The sequence below is a fragment of the Pseudomonas sp. genome (assembly GCF_040514055.1).
In the GTDB taxonomy this organism is placed as follows: Bacteria; Pseudomonadota; Gammaproteobacteria; order Pseudomonadales; family Pseudomonadaceae; genus Aquipseudomonas.
The window spans coordinates 62,240-87,751 of the sequence record NZ_JBEVDL010000083.1 but is presented as its reverse complement, the minus strand read 5'-3'; the positions used below and the strand labels follow the sequence as shown (position 1 = coordinate 87,751).

Annotated in this window: 20 protein-coding genes; 9 read left to right on the top strand and 11 right to left on the bottom strand. The window is 65.0% G+C overall.

Features of this window, described 5'->3' with window-relative positions; genetic code table 11:
- The first annotated feature begins 85 nt into the window (after positions 1-85).
- A complete protein-coding gene (locus ABWY06_RS22825; protein ID WP_353927881.1) occupies positions 86-691 on the top strand; it encodes a hypothetical protein in 606 nt (201 codons plus the stop codon).
- Positions 692-706: 15 nt separating this feature from the next.
- Complete coding sequence (gene metR / locus ABWY06_RS22820; RefSeq protein ID WP_353927880.1) at positions 707-1,627, top strand: transcriptional regulator MetR; 921 nt, start codon at positions 707-709, stop codon at positions 1,625-1,627.
- A 147-nt stretch (positions 1,628-1,774) separates the two neighbouring features.
- On the opposite strand, the gene ABWY06_RS22815 is transcribed toward metR, so the two are convergent.
- Positions 1,775-2,317, bottom strand: a complete 543-nt coding sequence (locus ABWY06_RS22815; RefSeq protein WP_353927879.1) for a cysteine hydrolase family protein — start codon at positions 2,315-2,317, stop codon at positions 1,775-1,777.
- Between the two features lie 605 nt (positions 2,318-2,922).
- Here ABWY06_RS22815 and ABWY06_RS22810 point away from each other — a divergent pair.
- Positions 2,923-6,024, top strand: coding sequence for a transglycosylase domain-containing protein (locus tag ABWY06_RS22810; RefSeq protein WP_502948239.1), 3,102 nt, complete (start codon positions 2,923-2,925; stop codon positions 6,022-6,024).
- Positions 6,025-6,054: 30 nt separating this feature from the next.
- Here the strand turns inward: ABWY06_RS22810 and ABWY06_RS22805 are convergent, their stop codons facing one another.
- Complete coding sequence (locus ABWY06_RS22805) at positions 6,055-6,735, bottom strand: TIGR04283 family arsenosugar biosynthesis glycosyltransferase (RefSeq protein ID WP_353927878.1); 681 nt, start codon at positions 6,733-6,735, stop codon at positions 6,055-6,057.
- Positions 6,736-6,853: 118 nt separating this feature from the next.
- Here ABWY06_RS22805 and ABWY06_RS22800 point away from each other — a divergent pair, with 118 nt between their 5' ends.
- The gene (locus ABWY06_RS22800) at positions 6,854-7,084 is read left to right on the top strand and encodes a DUF3820 family protein (RefSeq protein WP_353927877.1); all 231 of its coding nucleotides are present in this window, start codon (positions 6,854-6,856) and stop codon (positions 7,082-7,084) included.
- A 98-nt stretch (positions 7,085-7,182) separates the two neighbouring features.
- On the opposite strand, the gene ABWY06_RS22795 is transcribed toward ABWY06_RS22800, so the two are convergent.
- Together ABWY06_RS22795 and ABWY06_RS22790 are read right to left on the bottom strand one after the other, a co-directional pair.
- Positions 7,183-7,698: a hypothetical protein gene (locus ABWY06_RS22795; protein ID WP_353927876.1), complete on the bottom strand. Its 516-nt coding sequence runs from the start codon at positions 7,696-7,698 to the stop codon at positions 7,183-7,185.
- A gap of 145 nt (positions 7,699-7,843) precedes the next feature.
- Positions 7,844-8,068, bottom strand: coding sequence for a VF530 family protein (locus ABWY06_RS22790; RefSeq protein WP_353927875.1), 225 nt, complete (start codon positions 8,066-8,068; stop codon positions 7,844-7,846).
- 442 nt (positions 8,069-8,510) lie between these two features.
- Between ABWY06_RS22790 and ABWY06_RS22785 the strand changes: the two genes are divergently transcribed.
- Both ABWY06_RS22785 and ABWY06_RS22780 read left to right on the top strand, forming a co-directional pair.
- A complete protein-coding gene (locus ABWY06_RS22785) occupies positions 8,511-9,065 on the top strand; it encodes a magnesium transporter (protein WP_353927874.1) in 555 nt (184 codons plus the stop codon).
- 265 nt (positions 9,066-9,330) lie between these two features.
- Entirely contained in the window at positions 9,331-13,509 is a 4,179-nt protein-coding gene (locus ABWY06_RS22780) for a CheR family methyltransferase (protein WP_353927873.1), read from the top strand.
- On the opposite strand, the gene ABWY06_RS22775 is transcribed toward ABWY06_RS22780, so the two are convergent.
- Together ABWY06_RS22775 and ABWY06_RS22770 are read right to left on the bottom strand one after the other, a co-directional pair.
- Positions 13,506-14,471 (bottom strand): methyltransferase, encoded by a 966-nt coding sequence (locus ABWY06_RS22775; RefSeq protein WP_353927959.1) that lies wholly within the window; start codon positions 14,469-14,471, stop codon positions 13,506-13,508. The two genes, ABWY06_RS22780 and ABWY06_RS22775, sit on opposite strands and share 4 nt — an antisense overlap.
- Before the next feature lie 109 nt (positions 14,472-14,580).
- Positions 14,581-16,014, bottom strand: coding sequence for an iron-containing redox enzyme family protein (locus tag ABWY06_RS22770; protein ID WP_353927872.1), 1,434 nt, complete (start codon positions 16,012-16,014; stop codon positions 14,581-14,583).
- Between the two features lie 278 nt (positions 16,015-16,292).
- On the opposite strand from ABWY06_RS22770, the gene ABWY06_RS22765 reads away from it, so the two are divergent.
- Entirely contained in the window at positions 16,293-17,102 is an 810-nt protein-coding gene (locus ABWY06_RS22765) for a DUF1206 domain-containing protein (RefSeq protein ID WP_353927871.1), read from the top strand.
- A 259-nt stretch (positions 17,103-17,361) separates the two neighbouring features.
- On the opposite strand, the gene putP is transcribed toward ABWY06_RS22765, so the two are convergent.
- Together putP and putA are read right to left on the bottom strand one after the other, a co-directional pair.
- Positions 17,362-18,849, bottom strand: a complete 1,488-nt coding sequence (gene putP, locus ABWY06_RS22760) for a sodium/proline symporter PutP (RefSeq protein WP_353927870.1) — start codon at positions 18,847-18,849, stop codon at positions 17,362-17,364.
- A 167-nt stretch (positions 18,850-19,016) separates the two neighbouring features.
- The gene (gene putA / locus ABWY06_RS22755; protein WP_353927869.1) at positions 19,017-22,211 is read right to left on the bottom strand and encodes a bifunctional proline dehydrogenase/L-glutamate gamma-semialdehyde dehydrogenase PutA; all 3,195 of its coding nucleotides are present in this window, start codon (positions 22,209-22,211) and stop codon (positions 19,017-19,019) included.
- 341 nt (positions 22,212-22,552) lie between these two features.
- On the opposite strand from putA, the gene ABWY06_RS22750 reads away from it, so the two are divergent.
- The gene (locus tag ABWY06_RS22750) at positions 22,553-23,242 is read left to right on the top strand and encodes a helix-turn-helix transcriptional regulator (RefSeq protein WP_353927868.1); all 690 of its coding nucleotides are present in this window, start codon (positions 22,553-22,555) and stop codon (positions 23,240-23,242) included.
- Between the two features lie 102 nt (positions 23,243-23,344).
- Positions 23,345-23,716 (top strand): VOC family protein, encoded by a 372-nt coding sequence (locus ABWY06_RS22745; RefSeq protein WP_353927867.1) that lies wholly within the window; start codon positions 23,345-23,347, stop codon positions 23,714-23,716.
- A 129-nt stretch (positions 23,717-23,845) separates the two neighbouring features.
- Here the strand turns inward: ABWY06_RS22745 and ABWY06_RS22740 are convergent, their stop codons facing one another.
- From ABWY06_RS22740 to ABWY06_RS22730, 3 genes are all read right to left on the bottom strand, one after another.
- A complete protein-coding gene (locus ABWY06_RS22740) occupies positions 23,846-24,295 on the bottom strand; it encodes a hypothetical protein (RefSeq protein WP_353927866.1) in 450 nt (149 codons plus the stop codon).
- A gap of 141 nt (positions 24,296-24,436) precedes the next feature.
- A complete protein-coding gene (locus ABWY06_RS22735) occupies positions 24,437-24,886 on the bottom strand; it encodes a hypothetical protein (protein WP_353927865.1) in 450 nt (149 codons plus the stop codon).
- Between the two features lie 204 nt (positions 24,887-25,090).
- Positions 25,091-25,510, bottom strand: a complete 420-nt coding sequence (locus ABWY06_RS22730) for a group I truncated hemoglobin (RefSeq protein ID WP_353927864.1) — start codon at positions 25,508-25,510, stop codon at positions 25,091-25,093.
- Positions 25,511-25,512 lie beyond the last annotated feature (2 nt).

Here is a 25,512-nt window from a genome sequence, read left to right as displayed (position 1 = left end):
CTCCATTCAAATGATGGCGTATTGTCGACAGGCACTGGCACATGAGGCAAACTCAGCCTATTCCAGACCAACACAAGTATTTTTCATGCAAGATCGCCTGCTATCGCCGTTTCTTCTCGGCTGCCTGGCCACGGGCTGGAGCGCCGGCGTATTCGCCGCCGCCCCCGTGGCCTCCGCCGAGCAGCCGCTGTGGCTGCTGGAGCAGCCGCAGCCCGGCAACCCCATGCAGACCGCTCGCCTGCCCGGCCTGGCGTCCGTCCTGCCCTACCAGAGCCCAGCCACCTTGATGCTCAGTTGCCACCCGGGGGCACGGACCCTCGGCCTCGAGCTGCAGATCGCCGCCACCGAACTGGGTTTTGCCGTCGATGCCTTCGAGGGTCCGGATGCCACCGCTCACGGCCCCCTGCGCCTGGCCCTCGGCGCCCAGGCCGGTCACCGCTATGCGGTCAACGGGGCATTTCGCCAAGCAGGTCGTTATCAAGTGGGCACGGTCTTCGCCTTCGGCATGACGCCCGCCGCCGCGGACCTGACCGCCTGGATGAGCGACGCGGCGCGGGGCGAGACGCTGCGCCTGTCGCTGTCGGCGGCCGAGCCCGGACAGCCCGCATTGACCGGTGAATTTCGTCTGCCCGGCGACCCGGCGGGCCTGCGCCAGGCCCTAAGCCCCTGCCTCACAGTAGCCACTCCTTGAACGCGAGGTTTTCCCATGTTGGAAATGCGTCACCTGAAGACCCTGCACGCCCTGCGCGAAGCGGACAGCCTGGTCGAAGCCGCCGAACGCCTGCACCTCACCCAGTCGGCGCTGTCCCACCAGTTCAAGGAGCTCGAAGAGCGCCTTGGCATGCAGCTCTTCGTGCGCAAGACCAAGCCGGTGCGGTTCACCAGCGCCGGCCTGCGCCTGCTGCAGTTGGCCGACCAGGTGCTGCCGCAACTGCGGGCCGCCGCACGGGACTTGGCGCGTCTGGCCGGCGGCACTGCGGGACGGCTGCATATGGCCATCGAGTGCCACAGCTGTTTCCAGTGGCTGATGCCGACCATCGACCAGTTCCGTGACGCCTGGCCGGAGGTCGAACTGGACCTGGCCTCGGGCTTTTCCTTCGCCCCGTTACCGGCCCTCGCGCGCGGCGACCTGGACCTGGTGGTGACCTCCGACCCACTGGAGCTGGCGGGCATCACCTATGTGCCGCTGTTCACCTACGAGGCCATGCTCGCGGTGGCCAACCAGCACCCCCTGGCCGGCAAGGCCTACATTCAACCCGAGGATCTTGGCGGCGAGACCCTGATCACCTACCCGGTGGAACGCGACCGCCTGGACATTTTCACCCGCTTTCTCGAACCAGCCGAGGTCGAACCGGCGCAGGTGCGCACCTCTGAACTGACGGTGATGATGATGCAACTGGTGGCCAGCGGGCGCGGCGTCTGCGGCCTGCCCAACTGGGCGCTGCACGAATACAGCTCCCGGGGCTACGTCACCGCCAAGCGCCTGGGTGACAAGGGCCTGTTCGCCACCCTCTACGCCGGGATCCGCACCGATATGCTGGACGCGCCCTTTATGCGCGATTTTCTACTGACGGCCAAGGACACCTCCTTCGCCAACCTCGAAGGGGTCAGCGCGGCCCGCGGCTAAGCGTGCGCCAGCACCCCGTGGGCGCCACCGCCGGTCCTGGACGGGCGCGGCAACCTGGCCGGTGCGCTGCGTTTGCGCGGCCAGACCATCGGCTTGCCCCTAGGCTCGGCGAAGGCACCGGGCAACCACGCCCTCGGGACGCGGCCTTTAGCGCCGGAACACCACCTGCGCCGCGGGCAGCACCTGCAACGGCCGTTGAGGCTGAATCAACTCGGCCAACAGCCAGTTGTGGTGGGCGATGATCTGCTCGGCCTTGAGTACCGGACGGTCCTTGGTGGTGTGGGCATCGCCCACCAGGCGCACGGCGAACCCCTCGCTGGCGGCGCGGCGCACCAGGGTGTCGACGCAAAACTCGGTCGCATAACCGCAGATAAACAGCTCCTGCACGTCCAGTTCACTCAACAGCAAGGCCAGCTCCGTGTCGAGAAAGCCATCGCAGGCACTCTTGCGCACGACCCGATCCCGCTCATCGCGCTGCAAACCCGGGTGCAGCTGCCAGCCCAGGCAACCCGGCTCCAGGCCCGAACCCGGCGGACCATCATGCTGGATATACAACACCGGCACCTCCTGGGCACGGGCGCGCGCGGCCAGGCCATTGATGCGTTCGAGCACCGCCTGGGCCTGGTAGGGCGCCGGCTCGCAAAGAAAAAGTCCCGCCTGTACATCGACGATCAACAATGCCTGTCCCATCCCGCCTCCTGGTCGGCCAAAGCGTCAGATTACCCTATCCATCAGCCAGGCGAGACTGGGACCTGTGGACATCACCATCGCGAGTCACGTTGCCGCGAAGACGGGCCCCTGGCCCTACAGAGGCGCGCCAGGCCGTCGCAACCGGCCCGCTCGACGGTCCGTAAACACCCGCGCAAGTACCCCGACAGTTCGTCGGTTGAGCCCCCGCCCGACGACAGGTCCGGAACCTCCTGCCGCCCCAGGGTCTCTGTTACACAGATGCAGATCGACTCATCAACGATAAACAAACAACAAACCGACCGAGCCTTGCATGCAGTACCGACCCGATCCGTTTCGTGGCCCGCGCCGCGGCCTGTCCGTTTCGGGAGCCCCTCCCGAGCTGCCGTTTTCCCATTGATCACCGCCCCAACGGCCTCAACTGCTGCCCTGCCGCCACTGCTGGACCTCGGCTGGGTTGCACTGGCCCATGACGGGCCGTGCGGTCTCATCGGGAAATGGAAATGTGCCACCTGCCATCAAGGTGCAGCGACGACCGCGATCGCCCCCTGCAAGGCTGGGTCGACGACTATGCTTGAATCGAGCAATACCAGCAGGGCGTAGCGAACATGGGCATATTGCGGCAATCCGACCCTACCCATACCGCCCTGGCGCCTGCGGCCCTGTCCGACCCCGCCGGGTCCAGGCCCGGCAAAAAATCGCGACGGCGCACCGGACTGCTGTTACTCCTGTTGCTGGCCACCCTGGTCCTGGCGGCGCGCGAGGAGATGCACAGCTCACAGCTACAGGCCTGGGCCTTGAGTCGTTATGCGGCGGCGCTGGATTACCAACTGGCCGCCGGCGCCAGCGAGCGGCTGCTGTTTCCCGAGGCCGGTCCCTTCGACAAACGTTTGGGCTATGCCTATTTGCCCGGCATGCTCGAACGGCTGCAACGGCGGGGCTACCTGATCGAGCAGCAGGTGCGTTTCTCCGAGCCCTTGCTGGCCTACGCCCGCCAAGGGTTGTTCGTGCCCTATAAGGAAAAGATCCAGAGCGGCCTGACCATCGACGACTGCCGGGGCGTGCCGCTGTACCAGTTCCACTACCCGCAGCACCTGTATGAAGCGTTCGCCGATATCCCGCCGCTGGTGGTTAACAGCCTGCTGTTTATCGAGAATCGCGGCCTGCTCGACGCCGAACGGCCCCATGCCAACCCGGCGGTGGACTGGCCGCGTTTCGCCAAGGCCGCGCTCTCGCAAGTGGGCAAGGCCCTGGGGCGCCAGGATCAGTCCGCTGGCGGCAGCACCCTGGCCACGCAACTGGAAAAATACCGCCACGCGGTCGATGGCCGCACCCTGTCCGCGGGCGACAAGCTCCGTCAGATGACCTCGGCCAGCGTACGCGCTTACCTGGCCGGCCCCCTCACCCTCGCGACGCGCAGGCAGCTGGTGCGCGACTACCTCAACAGCGTGCCGCTGTCCGCGGTACCCGGGCACGGTGAAGTCCACGGCCTGGCCGAAGGCCTGCGGGTCTGGTACGGCGCCGACTTCGCCGAGGTCAATCGCCTGCTCGATCCCGCTCGCGCCTCCAACGCCAGCCCCGCCGAGCGCGGCCTGGCGCTGCGCCAGGTGTTGTCCCTGATGATCGCCCAGCGGCGCCCCTCCTATTACCTGGCGCAAGGTCGCCAGGCGCTGGCCGAACTGACCGACAGCCATATCCGCTTGCTCGCCCAAGGAGGTTTGCTCGAACCGGCACTACGCGACGCCGCCTTGCAGGCACAACTGGTGTTTCGCGACTGGCTGCAGAACCCCACCCTGCAGCCGGTGGCGGGCAACAAGGGCATCAGCCTGACCCGCAGCCGTTTGTCGAGTTTGCTCGACCGTCCGCTCTACGACCTCGACCGCCTCGACCTGGCCGCCATCAGCCCGCTTAACGGCGACCTGCAGCAGCGCGTCAGTGACTACCTGCAGCGGCTGGCCGACCCGGCGTTCGCCGAGCAGGTCGGCTTGTTCGGCGAACGCCTGCTCTCTGCGGAAAAAACCCGCGAGGTGCGTTACAGCTTCACCCTGTTCGAACGCACCAGCGACGGTTCGCGAGTTCGGGTGCAAACCGACAGCACCGACCAGCCCTTCGATATCAACGAAGGCAGCAAGCTGGAGCTGGGCTCAACCGCCAAACTGCGGGTGCTGACCCATTACCTGGGCGTCATCGCCGAGCTGCACCAGCGCTATGCCACGCAAACAGCAGCGCAACTGCGCCAGGTCGACGTGGCGGAGCAGGACCGCCTGACCCGCTGGGCCATCGACTACTTGGGCAGCAAGACCGAGCGGGGTTTGCCGGCCATGCTCGAAGCCGCCTTGCAACGGCGCTACTCGGCGAGCCCGGCCGAACGATTTTTCACCGGCGGCGGACTGCATAGTTTCAACAATTTTCGCCGCGAAGATAACGGGCGCAACCCGACCCTGCACGAGTCGCTGCGCGAGTCGATCAACCTGCCCTTTATCCGGCTGATGCGGGACCTGGTCCGCTACAGCATTTACCAGGCCCCGGGCAACAGCGCCGAGCTGCTCAAGGATGACCAGGATCCTCGCCGCCAGGCCTACCTCAGCCGTTTCGCCGACCGAGAAGGCACCACCTTTCTGTTGCGCTTCTGGCGCAAGTACCAGGGCAAGGGCACCCAGGAGCGCCTGAGTGCCTTTCTCGAGGGGCTGCGCCCCACGGCCACCCGCCTCAGCGCCGTGCACCGCTACCTGATGCCTGACGCGGACCAGGCCACCTTCGGCGCTTTTCTGCACGCTTATCTGCCCCAGGAAAAATTCAGCGACAAACGCCTGGCCGAGCTGTACCAGAAATACGGCCCCGGGGCCTGGAGCTTGCCGGACCAGGGCTATATCGCCCGGGTCCACCCGCTGGAGCTGTGGCTGCTGGGTTTCCTCCTGCAGCACCCGGAGGCCACCTTCAGCGAAGCGGTGGCGGCCAGTGACAACGAACGCCAGGAGGTTTACGGCTGGCTGTACAAGACCCGCCACAAGAGCGCCCGTGACAGCCGTATCCGCACCATGCTGGAGGTCGAAGCCTTTCTCGACATCCACCGCCGCTGGCAGCAAGTCGGTTACCCCTTCGCGCACCTGGTGCCGTCGCTGGCCACCGCCATCGGCAGCTCCGGTGACCGCCCCGCGGCACTGGCCGAGCTGATGGGTATCATCCAGAACGATGGCCTGCGCCTGCCCAGCGTGCGCATCGACCGCCTGCATTTCGCCGCCGACACCCCCTACGAAACCCTGCTGGGCCGCGACACCCATCAGGCCAAACGGGTATTGCCCTCGGAGGTCGCGGCGGCCTTGCGCCTGGCGCTGGCCCAGGTGGTGGAAAACGGCACCGCGCGGCGCCTGCAAGGCACCTTTACCCTGGCGGACGGCCAGCTGCTGGCAGTGGGTGGCAAAACCGGCACCGGCGACAACCGCATCCAAAGCGTCGGTCCGGGCGGACGCGTGCTGCAGTCCCGGGCGATCAACCGCACCGCCACCTTCGTCTTTTACCTGGGACCCCGGCATTTCGGCACCTTGACCGCCTTTGTACCGGGGCGAGCCGCGGAGAATTTCCGCTTCACCTCCGCCCTGCCGGTGCAGGTGCTCAAGGGCATGGCACCGGTCCTGCTGCCGTTCCTGGGTACGGGCAGCAGCACGGGCTGCAGCCTGCCCATACCACCGTCCCAAGCGAGCCGCCGGTAACGGCAATTCCCCGCGTAGGCAACGGCCCTCTCAGCGATAGGCCTCGGCAATCCGGCTGGCCGGCACGCCGCGCCAGTAGGCCCAGCGCAGGCGCCACATCAGCCAGATGGTGCGCCACACGCCGCGACGCTCCCAGCGGCGCCCCGAGGTAATAGCCGGGCCGCGTGGACAGGCCGGCGCCGACAACCGTCGCAGCCGCGTCGACAGTTCGATATCTTCCATCAGCGGCAGCTCGGCAAAACCGCCCAGGGTCTCGAAGGTCGCACGGCGCACGAAGATCGCCTGATCGCCGGTGGCGATCGCGCTCAGCCGCGACCGCTGGTTCATCAGAAACGCCACCACCGGCAGCATCCAGGGGCGACCGGCGATGCGCACGTCGAACCGTCCCCACAGGCAACGGTCGTCGACCAGGGCCCGCGCCACCTGGTCATCGGCGTCCGCGGGCAGGCAGGTGTCGGCATGCAGGAACAGCAGCACCTCCCCACGTGCCAATGCCGCCCCGGCGTTCATTTGTCGCGCCCGGCCGGGCGCCGATTCGACCCACTCCAGGCCCACACGTGGCAATGCCGCAGTACCATCGGTACTGCCGCCGTCTACCAGGATCAGTTGGGCGCCCCGTGCCCGCAGCGGTGCCAGCTGCTCGATCACCCCGGGCAGCTGCTCGACCTCGTTAAGAACCGGGATGATGATGCTGAGCGTGGGGACGGACACCGGCGCATTACCTGGAGGTCGAGTGAGTGCAGCACAATACCAGGATACGCGCTTGACCCTCGCGCGGTTGCTGAACTACAAGCCTATCCCTCGTTGCGCCCTCAGGACCCTCCCCGCCATGCAAGCCGAAGACCTGTTACTGCTGGTCAGCCGTGAAATGCCCTTTGGCAAGTACAAGGGTCGGCTGCTGGCCGACCTGCCCGGTCCCTACCTCAACTGGTTCGCCCGCGAGGGCTTTCCCGCCGGCGAGATCGGCCGTTTGCTGCAGCTGATGCAGGAGATCGACCATAACGGCCTGTCGGAGCTGCTGACACCGCTGCGGCTAAAAAAGCCATCGATCGACAGATAGAGCAGCTCAATCGTCGAAATGAAATGGACTCAGCCGGTTGCAGGCGTTTGGATGACGCCTTAGTCCGGTCGGTGGATATAAACCGTTATCCCTCTAGGTCACTCGCCAGCGGCGCCGTACTGCGCAGCCCAAGTCTTCAGCTGCTCGCCCAGCCAGGTGCGCTGCTCGGGGCCCTGCAAGTCGTCCAGCTGCCAGCAGCCGGCGGTTTTTACGAACTGCAGCAGCGACTGGCGTTGGACAGGATGTTCCGGGTCCAGCACAAAGGGAAAGCCCAGGACCAACTCGGCTCGCGTGCCGTCATTGGCCGTTTCCTTGAACGTCAGGGGCTGGCCCATCTCACCGTCCTGGGCATCCAGCCAAGGGTCAGAGCCTTGGGCACAGATACCTTGCTCACGTTCGGTGCACGCCGCATCGTCGCGCAACAGCTTCAGCAGGCGCGGACTGAGCAGCGCAGCGGCCGGTTCGGGTTCCACATAAAAAAAGTAATGCTCGGCTTGCAGCTGCTGCGCCACCGCTGCCGGCGACTGCGCCGCGCAGGTTGGCGCCGCATGGGCGCTGCTCAACAGGCCGGCGGCCAGCACTGCACCAGCGAAAAACCTTAAGTGACCCGGCATCGATCAGCTCCTGAATCTGAGGGTAGGTAACCGCGCACGGCGGCAGCGGCACAGAGTATGGCAACAGGCCAGGCCGCTGTCGCATCAAGGAGGCCGCGGCGGTCTACAGGGCAAGACCATAGGCCGCCCCGCACCACCGAACGACTCAGCGCGGCACCCGCCGCTGCTTGATAAACAGCGCCTCGACCTTTTCCCGCGCCCAGGGCGTCTTGCGCAGGAAGGTCAGGCTCGACTTGATGCTGGGGTCGCTCTTGAAGCAGCGGATATCGATGCGCTGGGCCAACCCGTCCCAACCGTATTGGGCCACCAGTTCGGTCAGGATGGCTTCCAGGGTGATCCCATGCAGCGGGTTTTTCGGCGATTCGGTCACGGCGGCTCTCGGCGCAAGGAAACAGCCCGCCAGCTTAGAGGAGCGGCAGCAGAACGCAAAGCCGCCGCGTTCAAGCAGGCCCGCGCACGTCGGCGACATCAGCCAAGACGCCCGTCCATAAAAAAGGCCCGCACGGTGGCGGGCCAAGGAGCAGAAGCAAAATGAGAGGCAAACACTGTTCAACGGATCGGCCATCGACGGAGCGGCGGCCTCGGGCGGTGCGCAGGCGCCCTTTACAAGCTGTGGCCATGTTAACCAAGGCCCAGCGGGCGGGGTAATCACTTGCCTCGATAGTGGCTATCGAAGCGGGCTATCGCGCCTGGCGAGTGGCTTCGATCCTTGCAGCGACCTCAATGCGAAAATTACGGAGCTAACAGACAACGCCGTGGTCTCTCGCCAAACAGCCCCTGCGCCGGGGCCCATCACACCCGGGAGGTGCGATATGAACCGCCACTACTACATCAGCGACGACCTCGACGAGCTGGAGCGCATCGAGCGCGAACTGGAAAACCGCGGCCTGCGCCTCGAGCAGATCCATGTGCTGACCGAGCGCAATGCCGAGGTGCAGCGCCACCGCCTGCACAGCGTGCCGTCCCTGCTCAAGCGCGACGTGATCCGCAGCAGTGTGCGCGGCGCCCTGATTGGAGTGGTGATGGCCAGCCTGGCGCTGCTGATTCCCTACCTGGCCGGCTGGACCGACACCCTGGCGGGCTGGGGACCATTCCTCTTGCTGGCCGGCATCCTGCTGGGTTTTTGTACCTGGGAAGGAGGGTTCTTCGGCCTGCAGCGACCCAACCGGCAGTTCCGCCAGTTCGCCAAGAGCCTGCGCCAGGGTAAACACGTGCTGTTCGTCGACGTATCCCCCCGCGAGGAGATTCAACTCGACCAAGTACTGCAACAGTACCCGCGCCTGCAATTAGCCGGGATAGGGCCAGCCACGCCCTACTGGCTAGTGCTCTGGCAGCACGGCTGGAACCGCTTCCGGCAAATGATTTGAACGACCAGGAGGCCGACGGCGGCCGCGGTTGGGGCCCTGCAATGGCGCCCGACGGCTGATTCGGTAGCACCAACCTGGCTTTTACCAGGTTCGGGCCGTTGTGCCTCGACGGTTTCCGCACGCCGGCGCGGACCAGCGTGGTCATTCCCGCGCGCCCGCGGTTCAACCGCCAAACTTCCGTCGGACAGGGAACCTTGCCGTACTGCGGATATCCCTAGCAAATGGATGAACGAATCAGTGTCGCCACGTTTAACAAGGGACTGGCATGAGCAACACCATTGAATCGACTTCTGTACCCCACAAAACGCCTGAACAGGTGCCCCACCCACTGGATTTCCCGGTCGTCGGCATCGGTGCCTCCGCGGGCGGCCTGCAGGCGCTGCGGCGTTTCTTCGAAAACATGCCCAGCGACAACGGCATGGCCTTTGTGGTGATCCTGCACCTGTCGCCACGCCACGAGAGCAATGCCGACAAGATTCTCCAGCGGGTCACCCGGATGCCGGTGGTTCAGGTCACCGAGCAGCTGCCGATCGAGAAGAATCATGTCTATATCATCTCGCCCGCGTTGAACCTGGTCATGAGCGATGGCCACCTGGGCGTCAGCGAAGCCGACCCGGTGCAGGGTCGGCACATCGCCATCGACCTGTTCTTCCGCACCCTGGCCGACGTTCACCAGCAACGCGCCTACTGCATCGTCCTGACCGGCACGGGCACTGACGGCTCGGTGGGCATGGCGCGGATCAAGGAACAAGGCGGCTTGACCCTGGTGCAAAGTCCTGACGACGCCGAGTACGAGGAGATGCCGCGCAACGCCATCGCCACCGGGCAAGCCGACCTGATACTGCCCGCCGCCGAGATGCCGCAAAAACTGCTGGATATCTGGAGCAATGCCAGGGCCATCTGGCTACCGCGCGACATCGCCGAGCAGGTCAAGGTGTTGCCGCCGAGCAATGACGCTGCAGAAGCGGCGGCCGAAGCGGCGTTGGCCGATATCGTCAACCTGCTGCAACAGCGCACCGGCCACGATTTCCAGCACTACAAGCGCGCCACAGTACTGCGCCGCATCGAGCGGCGCATGCAAGTCAACCGGGTGACGGACTTGCCCGCCTACCGCGACCACCTGCTGCAGCACTCCGAGGAAACCGTGGCGCTGTTGAGCGACATGCTGATCGGCGTGACCCAATTCTTTCGTGACCGCGAAGCCTTCGACGCCCTGGAGCGGGATGTGCTGCCGCAGCTGTTCGAGGCCGCCGACGGCGAAGTGCGCGAGATCAGGGCGTGGTCGGCGGGCTGCTCCACGGGCGAAGAGCCCTATTCCCTGGCCATGCTGCTGTGCGAGCAGGCCGAGCTCGTCGGGCGGCCCTGCAAGGTCCAGCTGTTCGCCACCGACATCAATGAACAATCCATCGCAGTGGGCCGGGCCGGCATCTACCCGCTGGCCATCATCACCGACGTAGCCCCCTCGCGGCTGCGCAATTTTTTCAGCAAGGAACACAATCACTATCGGATCAAAAAGGAACTGCGGGAGAAGGTGCTGTTCGCCGTGCATAACCTGCTGCGCGACCCGCCGTTTTCCAAACTCCAGCTGATCAGCTGCCGCAACCTGCTGATCTACCTGGACCGCGAGGTACAACGGGAAATCCTGCGGCTGTTCCATTTCGCCCTGGTGCCGGGGGGCTACCTGTTTCTCGGCAGCTCGGAGTCCGCGGATATCTGCAATGAGCTGTTTATCCCCGTGGACAAGAAAAACCGCCTGTACCGCAGCCAGACCGCGGCCGCGATGCCCCGCGCTCAGCCGCTGGTCAAGGCCGAAGCCTTGCCGACCCTGCCCCCGGCGCCCTTGGAAAAACCCGGCCAGTTGCACCGCACGGCCGTCGCCACGCTGCACCGGCAGGTGCTCGACCAGTATGCGCCGTCCAGCGTCATAGTCGACCACGACGGGCAGATCGTGCACCTGTCCGAGCGCGCCGGGCAGTTTCTGCGCTACGCCGGTGGCGAGCCGTCGCACAACCTGCTGCTGCTGGTGCACCCCGACCTGCGCCTGGAGCTGCGCACAGCGCTGTACCAGGCCATGCGTTCTGGCCGCAGCGTCGAGGCGCGCCGGGTCCACCTTGAGCGCGACGAGGGCGCCGCGTATATCAACATGGTGGTACGGCCCTTCCGCGACAGCCAAAGCGAGCTGTTCCTGGTGCTGTTCGACGAGGTCGAGGACAGCCTCGACGGCGAGGGCCAGGCGGACGGCGAGCACGGCCAAAGCCGTTTGCTCAAGCAACTGGAGGAGGAGCTGCAGCAGACCCAGAAACAGCTCCAGGAGACCATCGAGCAGGCCCATCTCTCCAATCAGGAGCTCAAGGCCTCCAACGAGGAGCTGCAGGCGATCAACGAAGAACTGCGCTCCATCACCGAGGAAGTCGAAACCAGCAAGGAAGAGCTGCAATCGATCAACGAGGAGCTGCTGACGGTCAACCACGAGCTTAAATACAAGGTGGAAGAAACTGATCGGCTCAACAACGACCTGCAGAACCTGATCACCGCCACCGATATCGCCACGGTGTTCCTCGACCGTCAGATGCGGATCAAGTGGTATACGCCGCGGGCCAGCGAAATCTTCAATATCATCGCCACGGACGCCGGCCGCTCCTTGCTCGATATTACCCACCACCTGACCTACGACAGCCTTGCCAGCGATGCCCAGCACACGCTCAGTTCGTCGCAAGCGCTGGAACGCGAGGTGAGCAGCCTCAGTGGGCACTGGTACATCGCGCGCATGGTGCCCTACCACACCAACGACGAGAGCTCGGATGGCATCGGCCTGACCTTTATCGATATCACCCGCCGACGCCTGGCCGAGGAAAGGCTCCATGCGGGCCAGGAGCACATGCGCATGGTGGCGCAGAGCACAGTCGACTACGCCATCCTCACCCTCGACACCGAGGGCCAGATCACCAGCTGGAACCGCGGCGCCGAATTGCTGTTCGGCTACGCGGCACATGAAACCCTGGGCCACTCGAGCGCCCTGTTGTTTCTGCCCGAAGACCGCAAACGCAACGCCCCTGCCGAGGAGCTGCAACGCGCGCGGGAGCAGGGCCGCGCCGAGGATGAACGCTGGCAGCTGCGTCAGGACGGCACGCGGGTGTACTGCGGCAGCGTGGTGACCCCGCTACTGGGTGCGGTGTCGCCCACGGGGCCACAGGCGTCCCCGGTACTCCAGGGTTATGCCAAGATCGCCCGCGACCTGACCCGGCGACACCGCCAAGACCTCGTGCGCCGCGCGGGCCTGGAGGGCGCCCAGGCGCCGAACCCGCGGCAGGATGAGTTCCTCGCCGTGCTGTCCCGCGAGCTCCGGCAACCGCTCAACCTGATCCAGCTCAATGCCGAGCTGTTGTCGCGTTTGCCAAAGGTCAAGGACACCCCACTGGCCCATCGCGCGGCCAGCAGCATCGTGGCGGCGGTGCGCACGCAGGCTCGGGTGATCGACGACCTGCTCGACCTGTCGCGCTTGCGCACGGGCAAGCTGCGACTCAACCGTACACCGGTGGACTTGAACAAGCTGCTCGAGGGTTTTGTCGAGTCGCTCGACAGCCAGGCCCACGCCAGTGAACTGAGCACCACGCTGACGCTGCCCGACGATGAGGAACCCGTGGTGGTGGATGGCGACCTGATCCGCATCGAGCAGATCTTCTGGAACCTGGTAAGCAATGCCCTGAAATTCACCCCGGCCGGTGGGCGGATCAGCCTGACCCTGAGTACGGAGACCGACAGCGGCATGGCGCGCCTGGATATCCGCGACAACGGCCAGGGTATCGACCCGGCGTCGCTGCCCATCGTTTTCGACCTGTTCGGTCAGGCCCGGGGGCGGCTTGACCGGCGGCACCCGGAAGGCCTGGGCATCGGTCTGGCGCTGGTGCGTCAGCTGACCGAAGCCCATGGCGGCTCGGTGCAGGTCGATTCCGCTGGGGTGGGCCAGGGCAGCCTCTTCAGCGTGCGCCTGCCGCTCTATGCGCCCTCCCCTGAGGCCTCCAAGGGCGCCGCGGGCCAGGGGGTCGGCAAACTGCGGGAGCTGCGGGTACTGATGGTCGACGACTCGCCTGAGGTGCTGGAGGTGCTGCGCACCTTGCTGGAGATGGAGCACGCCCAGGTCACCAGCACGATCAGTGGCGCCGAGGCCCTGCTGGCGGCGCAAAGTAACGCCTTTGACCTGGTGCTGTCGGACATCGACATGCCGGACATGGACGGTGGCGAGCTGATCGTCGCACTGCGCCGGCTACCGGCATTGAGCCAGGTGCCGGCCATCGCCCTGACCGGTCACCACAGGGCCCAGGATATCCAGAAAGCACTCGACGCCGGATTCACCCAGTACCTGAACAAACCGGTAAGCCTGGAGGCGCTGATCGAGTTGATCGAGCAGCTGGACGTGCGCCGGCAACCGCCTCCCAAGCCCTAGCCCGGCTCGGCTAGCGCGCCCCGAAACCGGGTCACCTCGAGGACCACCGCAGCGATGCGGTCGACTTGGGTATAGGCCGCTTCATCCAACTCCTCGCCAAACACATCGGGGTCCACCTCGTGGTAATGCCAGCGCAGGCCGCTGTCGCCCAGCAGCGGCGCGATCCGTTCGATAAAGGGATCGACGCCCGCCAGGATGGCGACACCGCTGTACAGCAACAGGCTGCCACCGGGCGCCAAGCGCGGCAATGCCGCTTCGACCATGGCTACCGACAGCTCAACGCCTAGCGTGCCGCCCCCGTCGCGGTAAGCCCGCGCCTGCGGGTCGGCCATATAGGGTGGATTGGCGATGATCAGGTCAAAGGCTCCGTCCACGGCCCCCAGGAGATCGCTGGCCACCACCCGGACCTGACCGGCCACCGCCAGCGCCGCATTCAAGCGGGTATAGCGCAGCGCCTCGGCATTGATATCCAGTGCCAGCACCTCGGCATCCGGCCACAGGCGCGCCACTTGCAATGCGCCGGGGCCGGCGCCGCAGCCGATGTCCACCGCGCGCCGCACCGGCCTCTCGCGGCCATTGCGGTGGGCCTCGATGGCGGCCGCGAACCGGTAGCTGTCCGGGCCGAAAAACACCGCATCGGCCTGCACCGTGGGGTAAGCCGAGTGCACGAACAGGTGCGGCCCCAAGGTGGAAAAACGCACCCGACTGCGCCAGCCGTCCTCCCCCTTGAGCAGGATATCGGCCTGGCGCATCAGGGCCAGCACCTCGGCGCTCACCGCCTCGGGACCAAAGGCCCGGCTCCAGCCGAAGACACCGGCCAGGTCGCTGGCCCAACGATTACCGGGACGGCCATTGACCCGGGCGTGGGTGGCCGGCGTTACGCAAGTGAAGCGGTAGCCCTCGCGTTGCAGCAGCATGCCCAGGCGCAGCAGCGCCACATCCCGGGCGCTGTCCAACGCCAGGCGCTCCTGCTCGCCGCCTGGCATCGATGGGGTGGATAACGCCAGTGCGCGATTGAGGATCGTACCCATTGCAAAAAACTCCCTGAGAGATCGGCCATCACGGCACGCGTTAAGACCTTGCCAGCCCCTGCACGAACAAGCGGGTCGCCAGCAACCCCACGGGACGGTCATGCCGGTGCGGCGCCAGCAGCGGGATCAACGCCGTCATCCGCGCCCGCGGGTCGGCAAGACCGGCCAGGCGTTGTTCGAGCAGGCGCTCCTCACTGTCGAAATCACTGGCTGGCGCCTTCGGGTCGATGGCTGTGGGACCGGTCGCTCCTCCCCTGGCGGGCACCCGGCGGCGTGGCGCGCACACGGGCGACCAATCACCGGCGATCCACTGCTTGATCAACGCCTGCTCGTAGCCACTGAAGACCCCGAACATCGCGGCTTTCGGGCCCTGGATCAACTGCCAGAACCGACTCTCTGCCGGATCCCGGTGGCGCTTGATCCAGCCCTGGGCCTGCAGTTGCTGCAGAAACGCCGGTATCTCGGCAGGGTCGGCCAACCATTGATTGACCGTCCGCTCGCCGAACCGGCAGAAATCCCCGTGCATCTGTTTACCGATCCGGCTTTTGCGCGCCAGCACCCCGTGCACCTGGGCCTCCAGGTCGAAGCCCTCAATCGCTGCCAGGGTGCTGACCCCGAGTGCATTCAGCCGATAACCATTGCGCACCCGCCGGTAAAATCCATGGCGGTCACCCAGCTGCGGCAGTGCCTGCAGTAGACCGTCCAGGGCCAAACGCGCATGCCCGCTGGCCGCGTTGTCGACGGTCACGTGCAGGGTGAAATAGTAGGGATCAATCGCCAGCTCGCTCAGCTCGTATGCACAGATCATCAGGTGCAGCGGCAATTGCTCGTAGCCCAGATTGAAGCCGATCAGCTCTGGCAGAAAGTGCTCGGCCTGGTAGGCCAGCGCCAGCTGAATGGCGCCCTGGACATAGTAGGGGTCGTCCAGATCGTCGGCATCCTCGCAGCCATTGGCCGCCAGCAACTGCCGGTACAACCGCACATGGTTCTGCTCTGGACGGCCCTCGCCCAATTCTTCCAGATAGGTACGGATCAAGCCGGCAAACCGCGGGTCCTGCCAGTGCGCGAGCAGGCCGTACAGCCAGGCGCCATCCACCAGTTTGGTGGGTGCCACCGCCCGCAAGAAATACAGGGCATGGGCCTTGCTGGAGAAATAACGCGGCGCGGCGCCCGCCTTGCGCGCCGCCAGGTACTGCTGATACTGCTGGCCGACCCGCGTCAGGTTGGCCTCCATCCAGGCGGGCACGGCCGCCAACGTCTCAGGCAGCTCGTCCGCCGCGTCCATGGGCAGAGCTGACGCCTCTTCCAGGCGCGCCTGCAGATAGGCACGCGCGGCCTCCAGAGTCTCTGCGCTCGGTTGTCCCCCAGGGGCCGCTGGCGTCAATAACTGCTGGTAAAGCGGTCTGGATTCGGCGCGAGTGGAGTACACATTCGACGCGGAGCACGGGGAGGGGCTGGCAAGGGAGGACTGCATGGGTAACGACTCTGACCAAGGCTGTGTAACCCATAGGCAGCCCCCGTGAATTAGGGTTCCATCCGGGTGACAACGGGCCGCAGCGCAACTCCCTAGTCAGTGGCGATCGACCCGTTCAGCCGCCTTGTCAGCCCTGCCTGGGCGCGGCCGCCGCGGGCGAATTGGCCTGAACTCCCGCGCCGCTTCGCTGCTCTACCCCTTGCCAGCCCGGGCACAGTGTCCAGGGTAAAGGCGAAACAGCTTCCCCCAAAAACAATATGCAAGAGGCAGTGAAGATTATGCAGGTAAGTCCAGCAGTGACCGGGCTGGCCCGCAGCGGTTATGCGGCCCGCGGTCTGGTGTACCTGATCGTCGGTTGTTTCGCGATCGCTGCGGCCACGGGATCCGAACACACCGTAGACGCCAAGGGCGCGTTGCGCACGCTGCTCGAGCAGCCTTCGGGCGAAATCCTCTTGGGGCTGATGCTGGTGGGCCTGCTGTCCTTCAGCGCCTGGCGCCTGGCCCAGGCGATTGGCGACAGCGATTGCCACGGACATGAGCTGAAGGGGCTGGTGGTGCGCGGCGGCCTGCTGGCCAGCGCCGGGGTGCACCTGATGCTGGCCCTGTTCACCGCCCGGTTGCTGTTCAAGGATCTCGGGGCGGAGAAAAACGCCGGCTCGGGCCAGGACGCCTTGCAGGGCCTGCTGGGCTGGGACCATTCCAACCTGCTGTTGTACGCCGTTGCGCTGGTGCCCGCGGGCGTCGGGATCGCTCACCTGGTCAAGAGCTGGACGGCGGATTTCGTGCGCTACTTCCAGGCCGATGAACGCGTGATGCGCTGGGTGCGTCCGGTTGCCCGAACGGGTCTGCTCGCCCGCGGCTGCGTCTTTCTGGTCATCGCCGCCTTGCTGGTGGCCGGTAGCCGTCGTTACAAGCCCACCGATCCACCGGGTCTGCAGGAGGTGTTCGCCGCACTGCAGGCGCTGCCGGCCGGCAGCGCTTTACTGCTGGCGATTGGCGTGGGCCTGCTGGCTTTCGCCTGCTACAGCGTCGCCCAGGCCCTGTGGCGACGTATCGACCTGGCCGCGGTCACCCCAGGCACCCTGTGAAGCTGCTGCAAGTGCCCTGCGCCAACCGCCTGTCGGTGGCTAAGAAGCGCGTTATCCACCCTGCGCCTGCCGATAGCACCATTTCTGAAGCCCCGGCCACGGGCCGAAAAAAAACCAAACCTGCCCAATAAAAAAAGCCGGTCCCACCCCAAGGAGTGGACCGGCGAAGCACTATCGGTCACACGCACTGCCGAAGGCGTTAATGCCCTCGACCCAAGGTTCCCGGGCGACCCGCCGGGAACCCGATTCGGTCAAACGATCAGGCGGCGCGGAACTCCTTCTCCGCCTGGTCGAAGCGTTTCAACATGCTGGGCGAAGCACCCGCGCCGATCCGGCTGAACACCAGGATGGCGAGGCTGGCGAAAACAAAGCCCGGAATGATTTCGTACAGGCCCAGGTGGCCGAGGAAGTTCTTCCACAGGATCACGGTCAGGGCACCGACCAGCATGCCCGCCAGGGCGCCGTTGCGGGTCATGTGTTTCCACAGCAGCGAGATCAGTACCACCGGACCAAAGGCAGCGCCAAAACCGGCCCAGGCGTAGGACACCAAGCCCAGAACCTTGCTCTCAGGGTTAGAGGCGATGGCGATGGCCACCAGGGCGACCAGCAACACCATGCCACGACCGACCCACACCAGTTCTTTCTGGCTGGCGCCCTTGCGCAGGAACGACTTGTAGAAGTCCTCGGTCAGGGCGCTGGAGCAGACCAGCAACTGGCAGCTCAGGGTGCTCATCACCGCCGCCAGGATGGCCGACAGCAGCACACCGGCGATCCAGGGGTTGAACAGCAGCTTGGCCAGCTCGATAAACACCCGCTCCGGGTTTTCCACCACCGGACCGGCCACCTCGGGGTGCGCCGCGAAGTAGGCGATGCCGAAGAAGCCCACGGCGACCGCGCCACCCAGGCACAGGATCATCCAGGTCATGGAGATACGGCGTGCCGCCGGAATCGATTTCACCGAATCCACCGCCATAAAACGCGCGAGGATATGCGGCTGGCCGAAATAGCCCAGGCCCCAGGCCATCAGCGAGATCACGCCAACGAAACTGGCGCCCTTGAGCATGTCGAAGTTGGTGGCATCGTTCAGCTCGATGGCGGCGAAGGTCGCGTCCGCACCACCGGTGGCGATCATCACCACGATCGGCGTGAGGATCAGCGCGAAGATCATCAACGTGGCCTGCACGGTGTCGGTCCAGCTGACCGCCAGGAAACCACCGATAAAGGTGTAGGCGATGGTCGCCGCGGCACCGGCCCACAGCGCGGTCTCATAGGACATGCCGAAGGTGCTTTCGAACAGGCGCGCACCGGCGACGATGCCGGACGCACAGTAAATGGTGAAGAACAGCAGGATCACCACAGCCGAGAGAATCCGCAGCACCTTGCTGGTGTCCTCGAAGCGGTTGGTGAAGTAGTCCGGCAGGGTCAATGCGTTGCCGTTGTGTTCGGTCTGCACCCGCAGCCGCCCGGCGACGAACAGCCAGTTCAGGTAGGCACCGACGATCAGGCCAATGGCGATCCAGCCTTCGGACAGGCCGGACATGTACACCGCGCCCGGCAGGCCCATCAGCAACCAGCCGCTCATGTCGGAGGCACCGGCCGACAGCGCGGTAACGAAACTGCCCAGGCTACGACCGCCCAGGATGTAGTCGGAAAAATCCTTCGTCCGCAGGTAGGCAATCAAACCGATCAGGACCATCGCCGCGATATACACGATGAAGGTGATCAACATGGGGGTACTGGCAGTCATTGGGGATTTCCCCTCGCATTTGTTGTTATGGAGCCGCGTGCACGAAGCCGCGCTCTAGTGGGTGTACTGCACCCGCATGGGCGGGAGCACCTGAACGGGGTTATGGCTAACCCTCTAATGACAAAACGGGCGACGCTCCACAGAGCGCCGCCCGTTTTTCTTATTGCTTAGGCATCGCCCAGGGACAGCAGCGACGCGTTGCCGCCAACCGCGGTGGTGTTCACCGAGGTGGTTCGTTCGTTGGCGAACCGCAGCAGATAGCTGGGACCGCCGGCCTTGGGGCCGGTGCCGGACAGGCCGCAGCCGCCGAACGGCTGCACGCCGACCACGGCACCGATCTGGTTGCGGTTGACGTACAGATTGCCGACCCGCGCCTGCGCCTCGATGCGCTTGGCGGTCTCCTCGTTGCGGCTGTGCACACCGAGGGTCAGGCCGTAACCGGTGGCGTTGATCGCCGCGACCACCTTGTCCAGGTCCGCCGCCTGAAACCGCACGATATGCAGGATCGGGCCGAAGTGTTCTTTCTTCAGTTCGTCGATGCCACCGATCTCGAACGCCACCGGGGCGATAAAGTGACCGTCCAGGCCCGCCGGCAGCACCGCCTCGGCGATCAGCTTGCCCTCGCCCTTGAGCTGGGCGATATGGGCAACCAGACCGGCCTTGGCTTCGGCATCGATCACCGGGCCGACGTCGTTGACCCGCTCGCTGGTGGCACCGATCTTCAGTTCGGCCATGGCACCCTTGAGCAGCTCCAGGACCCGTTCGGCGATGTCGGCCTGCACATAGAGCACGCGCAACGCCGAGCAGCGCTGACCGGCGCTGGTAAAGGCCGATTGCACGGCATCCTTGACCACCTGCTCCGGCAGGGCGGTGGAGTCGACGATCATCGCATTCTGCCCACCGGTCTCGGCGATCAGGGCGGCGATCGGGCCGGCCTTGTCGGCCAGCTGGCGGTTGATGATGCGCGCGGTGTCGGTCGAACCGGTGAAACACACACCGGCCAGGCGCGCGTCACGGCAGAACACGCCGCCCAGGGTCGCGCCGTCGCCCGGCAGGAATGCGATCACGTCGTTGGGCAGACCGGCCTCGAACAGCAGCTCCAGGGTACGGGCGGCGATCAGGCTGGTCTGCTCGGCCGGCTTGGCCAGTACGCAGTTGCCCGCCACCAGCGCCGCGCTGATCTGGCCGAGGAAGATGGCCAGCGGGAAGTTCCACGGGCTGACGCAGGCGAAGATGCCGCGGCCTTCATGGAACAGCTCGTTGCGCTCGCCGGTCGGCCCTTGCAGCTCCTCGCGGCCCAGGCGCAAACGCGCCTGCTGGGCGTAGTAACGGCAGAAGTCCACCGCCTCACGCACTTCGTCGATGCCGTCCTGGAGGGTTTTGCCGGCTTCCAGGGTGCACAGCGCCATCAGCTCGCCGCGGTGGGTTTCCAGCAGGTCGGCGACCCGCTCGAAGATCGCCGCGCGCTGCTCGACCGGCGTGGCATTCCAGCGTGGCCAGGCCGCGGCCAGGGCGTCCATCGCCTGGGCGGCCTGGGCGGCGCTGGCGAACTGCACCGAACCGACCACCTGTTTCAGGGTGAAGGGGCAACGCACCTCTTCGGCGGTGCCGGCCAGCGTTTTACCGTTGATCACCGGCGCGGCGGTCCATTGACGGGTCAGGTGCGGCTGATAGGCGAGTTCGAGCGCTTGCCAGGACTGCTGGATATTCATATTGAGGCCTTGGGAGTTTTTCCGCGCCGGACCGAACAACGCCGGCGGCAGGGGGATTTTGTCATTGGCGAGGCTTTCGAACTTGCGCAGTTGCGTCACCGGGTGATCGATCAGGGACTCCACCGGAATGCTCGGGTCCACCAACTGGTGCACAAAGGACGAGTTCGCGCCGTTTTCCAACAGGCGCCGCACCAGGTACGGCAGCAAGTCCTTGTGCGCGCCGACCGGGGCGTAGATGCGCACCGTCTTGCGGTGCTTCTCGATGATGGTGTCGTACAGCGCGTCGCCCATGCCGTGCAGGCGCTGGAATTCGAAGTCGCGCGGGCTGGACTGCTCGGCGGCGATCGCCAGGATGCAGCTGGCGGTGTGCGCGTTATGGCTGGCGAATTGCGGGTAGATCACGCCGCGGGTGTGCTCGCTGAGCAGGTAACGGGCGCAGGCCAGGTAGGAGGTGTCGGTGCCTTCCTTGCGGGTGAACACCGGGTAGCTGTCCAGGCCCCATTGCTGGGACTGCTTGATCTCGCTGTCCCAGTAGGCGCCCTTGACCAGGCGCAGCGGCATCTTGGCGCCGAGCTCCTTGCCCAGCAGGCATAGCCACACCAGCACCGGCAGGCAGCGTTTGGAATAAGCCTGGACCACCAGGCCGAACTCGCCCCAGCCGGCCAGCGCCGGGTCACGCATCAGTTTTTCGTAGAGTTCCAGCGACAGCTCGAGACGGTCGGCTTCCTCGGCATCCACCGAGATGCCGACGTTCAGGGCACGGGCGCGGATCGCCAGCTCGCGGACGTTGGCGAACAGCTCGGTGAGCACGCGCTCGCGCTGGGCCACTTCGTAACGCGGGTGCAGGGCCGACAGCTTGATTGAGATCGAGGGTTTCGGCGCGCGGCCCACCTGGGGCTCGGCACCGACGGTGTCGATGGCCTTGCGGTAGTCGGCCATGTATTTTTCGGCGTCGGCGACGGTGAGCGCCGCCTCGCCAAGCATGTCGAAGGAATAGGTATAACCCTGCTCGCGGCAGGGACGGCCGTTTTTCAGCGCTTCGGCGATGGTGCGGCCCAGCACGAATTGCTTGCCCATCAGCTTCATCGCCTGGTTCATCGCCGCGCGGATCACCGGTTCGCCCGAACGCTGCACCAGACGGCCGAGCACGCTGCCGGGCTTGCCGGCACCGGTACGGGCGTGGGTGGCGCCGTCCAGGTTGACCACCTTGCCGGTCATCACCAGGCCCCAGGCCGCGAAATTGACCAGTACATTGTCACTTTTGCCCAGGTGGCGGTCCCACTCGGCGGCATTCAACTTGTCACGGATCAGGGCGTCCGCCGTGGCGGCGTCCGGTACCCGCAGCAAAGCCTCGGCCAGGCACATGAGCATCAGCCCTTCCTGGGTGTCGAGGCTGTACTGACGAAGCAAGGCGTCGAGGGTATCGACGGCATTGTCCCGGCTGCGGACGTCTTCGATCAACGTCCGGGCACCGCTGCGAATCGCGGCGATACCCGTTGCACCGGGATCGGCGAGCTCGAGGAGCTCAGTGAGATAGGCCGCTTCGTCGACGCTGTAATTGGCGCTGATGACGGGGAAAAAATCGGCGGCCTTTTGGGAGGAGATCCGGGTAAGGAACTCATCCTGCAAGACGTGACTGGCTTTAAACATCACGCCTATCCTCTTGTGGAGACGGTGGTAGTGGGAAGCACTCTATGGGTCTAGCTCATTTACCGCAGCCGAACCAATAGGCGTCGGCCAAGCCGATACGCCGCAAGAGTGGATGATCGAATGTAGAGGCTTGGGACCGCCGGATTCTTGCGCAAAGCTCTGGAGTTTTTGCACAAAGCTCCAGCCGGGGAACTATCGGCGAACAGCCGTTTGAATCCAGTCGCCGCCGTATTTTGCCGGGGACTGTCTGGGTGACTACCGCACAGGCGCGCAAAATCCCGGTTCCCCGTACCGGCCCGCTGCCGGATGATAGGGCGTCCGCTTGCTTCCATTGGAACCTTATGCCGCGCGCTCAACGCTTGCTCGACCTGCTGCAGATGCTGCGCCTGCACCGCTATCCGGTGACCGGCACCGCGCTGGCCGCGGAACTGGGCGTCAGCCTGCGCACCCTTTATCGCGACATCGCCGCCCTGCAGCAACAGGGGGCCCAGATCGAGGGTGCGCCGGGCCTGGGCTACCTGCTACGGCCGGGGTTCACCTTGCCGCCACTGATGTTTACCGAGGACGAAATAGAAGCGCTGGTGCTCGGCTCACGCTGGGTCGCCGATCGCGGCGATGAACGCCTGGCCGCCGCCGCGCGGCATGCCTTGGCGAAGATTGCCGCGGTCTTGCCCAGCCCGCTGCGCGCGACCCTGGACGATACTGCGCTGCTGATCGGCCCGGGCACGTCCCAGGCGGCGGCCGACCCGCATCTACCGGCGATTCGCCAGGCCATTCGTGGCGAACGCAAACTGCAGCTGCGCTATTGCGACTTGAAGGGCGACGAATCCGAGCGCGTTATCTGGCCGTTCGCCCTGGGCTTTTTCGACCAGACCCGGGTGGTCGTCGGCTGGTGCGAGCTGCGCCAGGGCTTCCGCCACTTCCGTGCCGACCGCATCCGCGCCTTGACCCCCTGCGAGCAACGTTACCCGGGCCGACGCCAGGCCCTGCTCAAAGCCTGGCGGGAGAGTCAGGGCATTGCCGCGCAATAGGTGCCACTGCTGACAGAAGCTGTCAGCAGCCGGGACTAGGATGGCGACCAGCCGGATATCTCTGTCCCGGCCACGTCCCTTCTTTTCACGGAGCCTGCGAGCATGACCGATCCGAATATGACCATCCTGTATGTCGACAGCCCGGTTGCCAGTGCGGCCTTCTACAGCGAGCTGCTGGACAAGACCCCGGTGGAAGCCTCGCCGACCTTTGCCCTGTTCGTCCTGCACAGCGGCAGCCAGCTGGGCCTTTGGTCACGGCATACAGTGGAGCCGGCGGCCACGGTCGGCGCCGGCGGTGGGGAGCTGGCCTTCTCGGTCAGCGACAACGACCAGGTGCAGGCGCTGCACGACGCCTGGCGAGCCCGCGGCCTGGTCATCGCCCAGGCCCCGACCACCCTGGACTTTGGCCATACCTTTGTCGCATTGGACCCGGACGGCCATCGCCTGCGGGTCTATGCGTTGTCGGAGGGTTAGGGCCCTGCGAGACAATGCTTGCTGGCGTCGAGAGCACAACTCTCGACCCCGTGTCGTCAATTACAGGCTTGGGTAATGCTAAGCGGTTGCCAATAAGCGGCGTGAAGAGTCAACGAGCTACAGTGGCGTTCAAGAGCGAAAGTACTTGCTCCCAATGTAAATCGGGAAGACCAGCACCAAGGCTACCCAGACACCATTGAACACACCGGCGACCAGTGTTATTAGGCAGGCCGCTGAGCCGACGAACGTCCCAATCCTTACAAAATCGGTTTGGATGACCTCCGGGTTATTTGCTTTTCGGCACACGCCGATTAGCAACGCGGCGGTTGCCAGGATCGCGCTAAACATTATTGCCAGCGTTAAAAACTCCTCAACCGAGAACGATTGAGCACGCGCCATCCAAAGGATTCCGGTTAACACAAACGGCATAAAAAACAAGGCAGGCACTACCGCAAAAATTACATCGAAGCCGATCTCCAGAGTTCGATTTTTTGGTTTCATACCACTCCCTAAATTTATCCACAGCTCCATCGGACTTTGGATGCCTTTGTTCAGGCCCGAGCCTGGAGCATTGCGCACAGCGACGCCGCGCTCCTGACAGAACGTATTGCATGCTGAACCAGGTCGGTTGCCGCCGCCATCATACCGAGTGCGAGCGGCCGCACTGGATACCCGCCTTCGCGGGTATGACCCGTACGATTGTTCGCCGTACGAAGCCGCTTACAGCGTATCGATGATGTATTTATGCACCAGCTGGCTGTCCATCTGCGAGTTAAAGACGAACACTTGGTAGTCGGCGTCGCCTTCTTTCAAGTCGACCTCGAGCTTGGAACGGCCGACTTCCTGGCCATCCTTGTTCTGCGCCTTGGCCATCAAGGTGCCCTTGAACGCCTTATGGGCCACCAGGTAAACGCTGAAGCTTTTCTCGGAGTCGGCCATACCGCTGGCCTTGGACGTGGTGCGCTCCAGGCCGGCCTTGGTCGCGCCTTCACCCAGTTCGGTTTCGACCACCATCTTTTCATCGACGCCGCTGCCGACGCCGGAGAAGAAGCCGGTCACGCCCTCGCCCACCACCTTGCCGGCTTTTTCCGACAGGCTCTGCTCGCTGTCGCCACAGCCAACCAGGGCGGCGGCACAAAACAGACCCACGAAAATGGTTTTGCGATTCATAACTTGGATTTCCTGAGTTCGGGCGAATGACCGGGGCCGCCGAGGCATGGAACACGCGTCCACGGGGCGCCCTATTGGGGCTGCAATCTAATCCACTTGGTGGGCCCTGGATAGGGTGGGCCCTCCAGGATGTGAAGGGTGGCCCGGACCCAAGCTGTCGGGGCGGTGAAGCACAGACTGCAGGTCAACCCGGCAGCGCCACCGCTACCTTTCGATGATCTGCCCGCGCATGGGCGCCAGGCGCGCCAGCAGCCGGTTCTGCACGGGTATTGGCACCCCTTCGGCGCTCATCGCCGCCTGCAGGTTCTCCACCAACGCGTTGAAATCGCCACGGGTCAGCTGCTGCCCCTTATGGCTTTCCTCCATGCTGTCCCCGCTGTAGACGCAGGGCCCGCCGGCCTCGACGCAGAACTGCTCGACCAGCTTGTCACGCAGGCGCTGGATATCGATGTTGGTAAAATGCCGGACGATGCGCGGGTCGTCGGCGATATTCAACAACATGCCCTCGACGATACGGCCGATGCCCGCCTGTTCGCCCAGGGCACGATAGAGACTGTCGCCCTGCGCCGGCGGTTGCGCACAACCGGCCAGCCCTAGCAGGCCCCAGAAAAGCCAGCCGCGCATAC

What these genes read in the sequence shown, in the direction of transcription:
- ABWY06_RS22825 (WP_353927881.1), top strand. Translation starts at nt 86, where the DNA reads ATGCAAGATCGCCTGCTATCGCCGTTTCTTCTCGGCTGCCTGGCCACG.
- metR (WP_353927880.1), top strand. Translation starts at nt 707, where the DNA reads ATGTTGGAAATGCGTCACCTGAAGACCCTGCACGCCCTGCGCGAAGCG.
- ABWY06_RS22815 (WP_353927879.1), bottom strand. Translation starts at nt 2,317, where the DNA reads ATGGGACAGGCATTGTTGATCGTCGATGTACAGGCGGGACTTTTTCTT.
- ABWY06_RS22810 (WP_502948239.1), top strand. Translation starts at nt 2,923, where the DNA reads ATGGGCATATTGCGGCAATCCGACCCTACCCATACCGCCCTGGCGCCT.
- ABWY06_RS22800 (WP_353927877.1), top strand. Translation starts at nt 6,854, where the DNA reads ATGCAAGCCGAAGACCTGTTACTGCTGGTCAGCCGTGAAATGCCCTTT.
- ABWY06_RS22795 (WP_353927876.1), bottom strand. Translation starts at nt 7,698, where the DNA reads ATGCCGGGTCACTTAAGGTTTTTCGCTGGTGCAGTGCTGGCCGCCGGC.
- ABWY06_RS22785 (WP_353927874.1), top strand. Translation starts at nt 8,511, where the DNA reads ATGAACCGCCACTACTACATCAGCGACGACCTCGACGAGCTGGAGCGC.
- ABWY06_RS22780 (WP_353927873.1), top strand. Translation starts at nt 9,331, where the DNA reads ATGAGCAACACCATTGAATCGACTTCTGTACCCCACAAAACGCCTGAA.
- ABWY06_RS22770 (WP_353927872.1), bottom strand. Translation starts at nt 16,014, where the DNA reads ATGCAGTCCTCCCTTGCCAGCCCCTCCCCGTGCTCCGCGTCGAATGTG.
- ABWY06_RS22765 (WP_353927871.1), top strand. Translation starts at nt 16,293, where the DNA reads ATGCAGGTAAGTCCAGCAGTGACCGGGCTGGCCCGCAGCGGTTATGCG.
- putP (WP_353927870.1), bottom strand. Translation starts at nt 18,849, where the DNA reads ATGACTGCCAGTACCCCCATGTTGATCACCTTCATCGTGTATATCGCG.
- putA (WP_353927869.1), bottom strand. Translation starts at nt 22,211, where the DNA reads ATGTTTAAAGCCAGTCACGTCTTGCAGGATGAGTTCCTTACCCGGATC.
- ABWY06_RS22750 (WP_353927868.1), top strand. Translation starts at nt 22,553, where the DNA reads ATGCCGCGCGCTCAACGCTTGCTCGACCTGCTGCAGATGCTGCGCCTG.
- ABWY06_RS22745 (WP_353927867.1), top strand. Translation starts at nt 23,345, where the DNA reads ATGACCGATCCGAATATGACCATCCTGTATGTCGACAGCCCGGTTGCC.
- ABWY06_RS22735 (WP_353927865.1), bottom strand. Translation starts at nt 24,886, where the DNA reads ATGAATCGCAAAACCATTTTCGTGGGTCTGTTTTGTGCCGCCGCCCTG.
- ABWY06_RS22730 (WP_353927864.1), bottom strand. Translation starts at nt 25,510, where the DNA reads ATGCGCGGCTGGCTTTTCTGGGGCCTGCTAGGGCTGGCCGGTTGTGCG.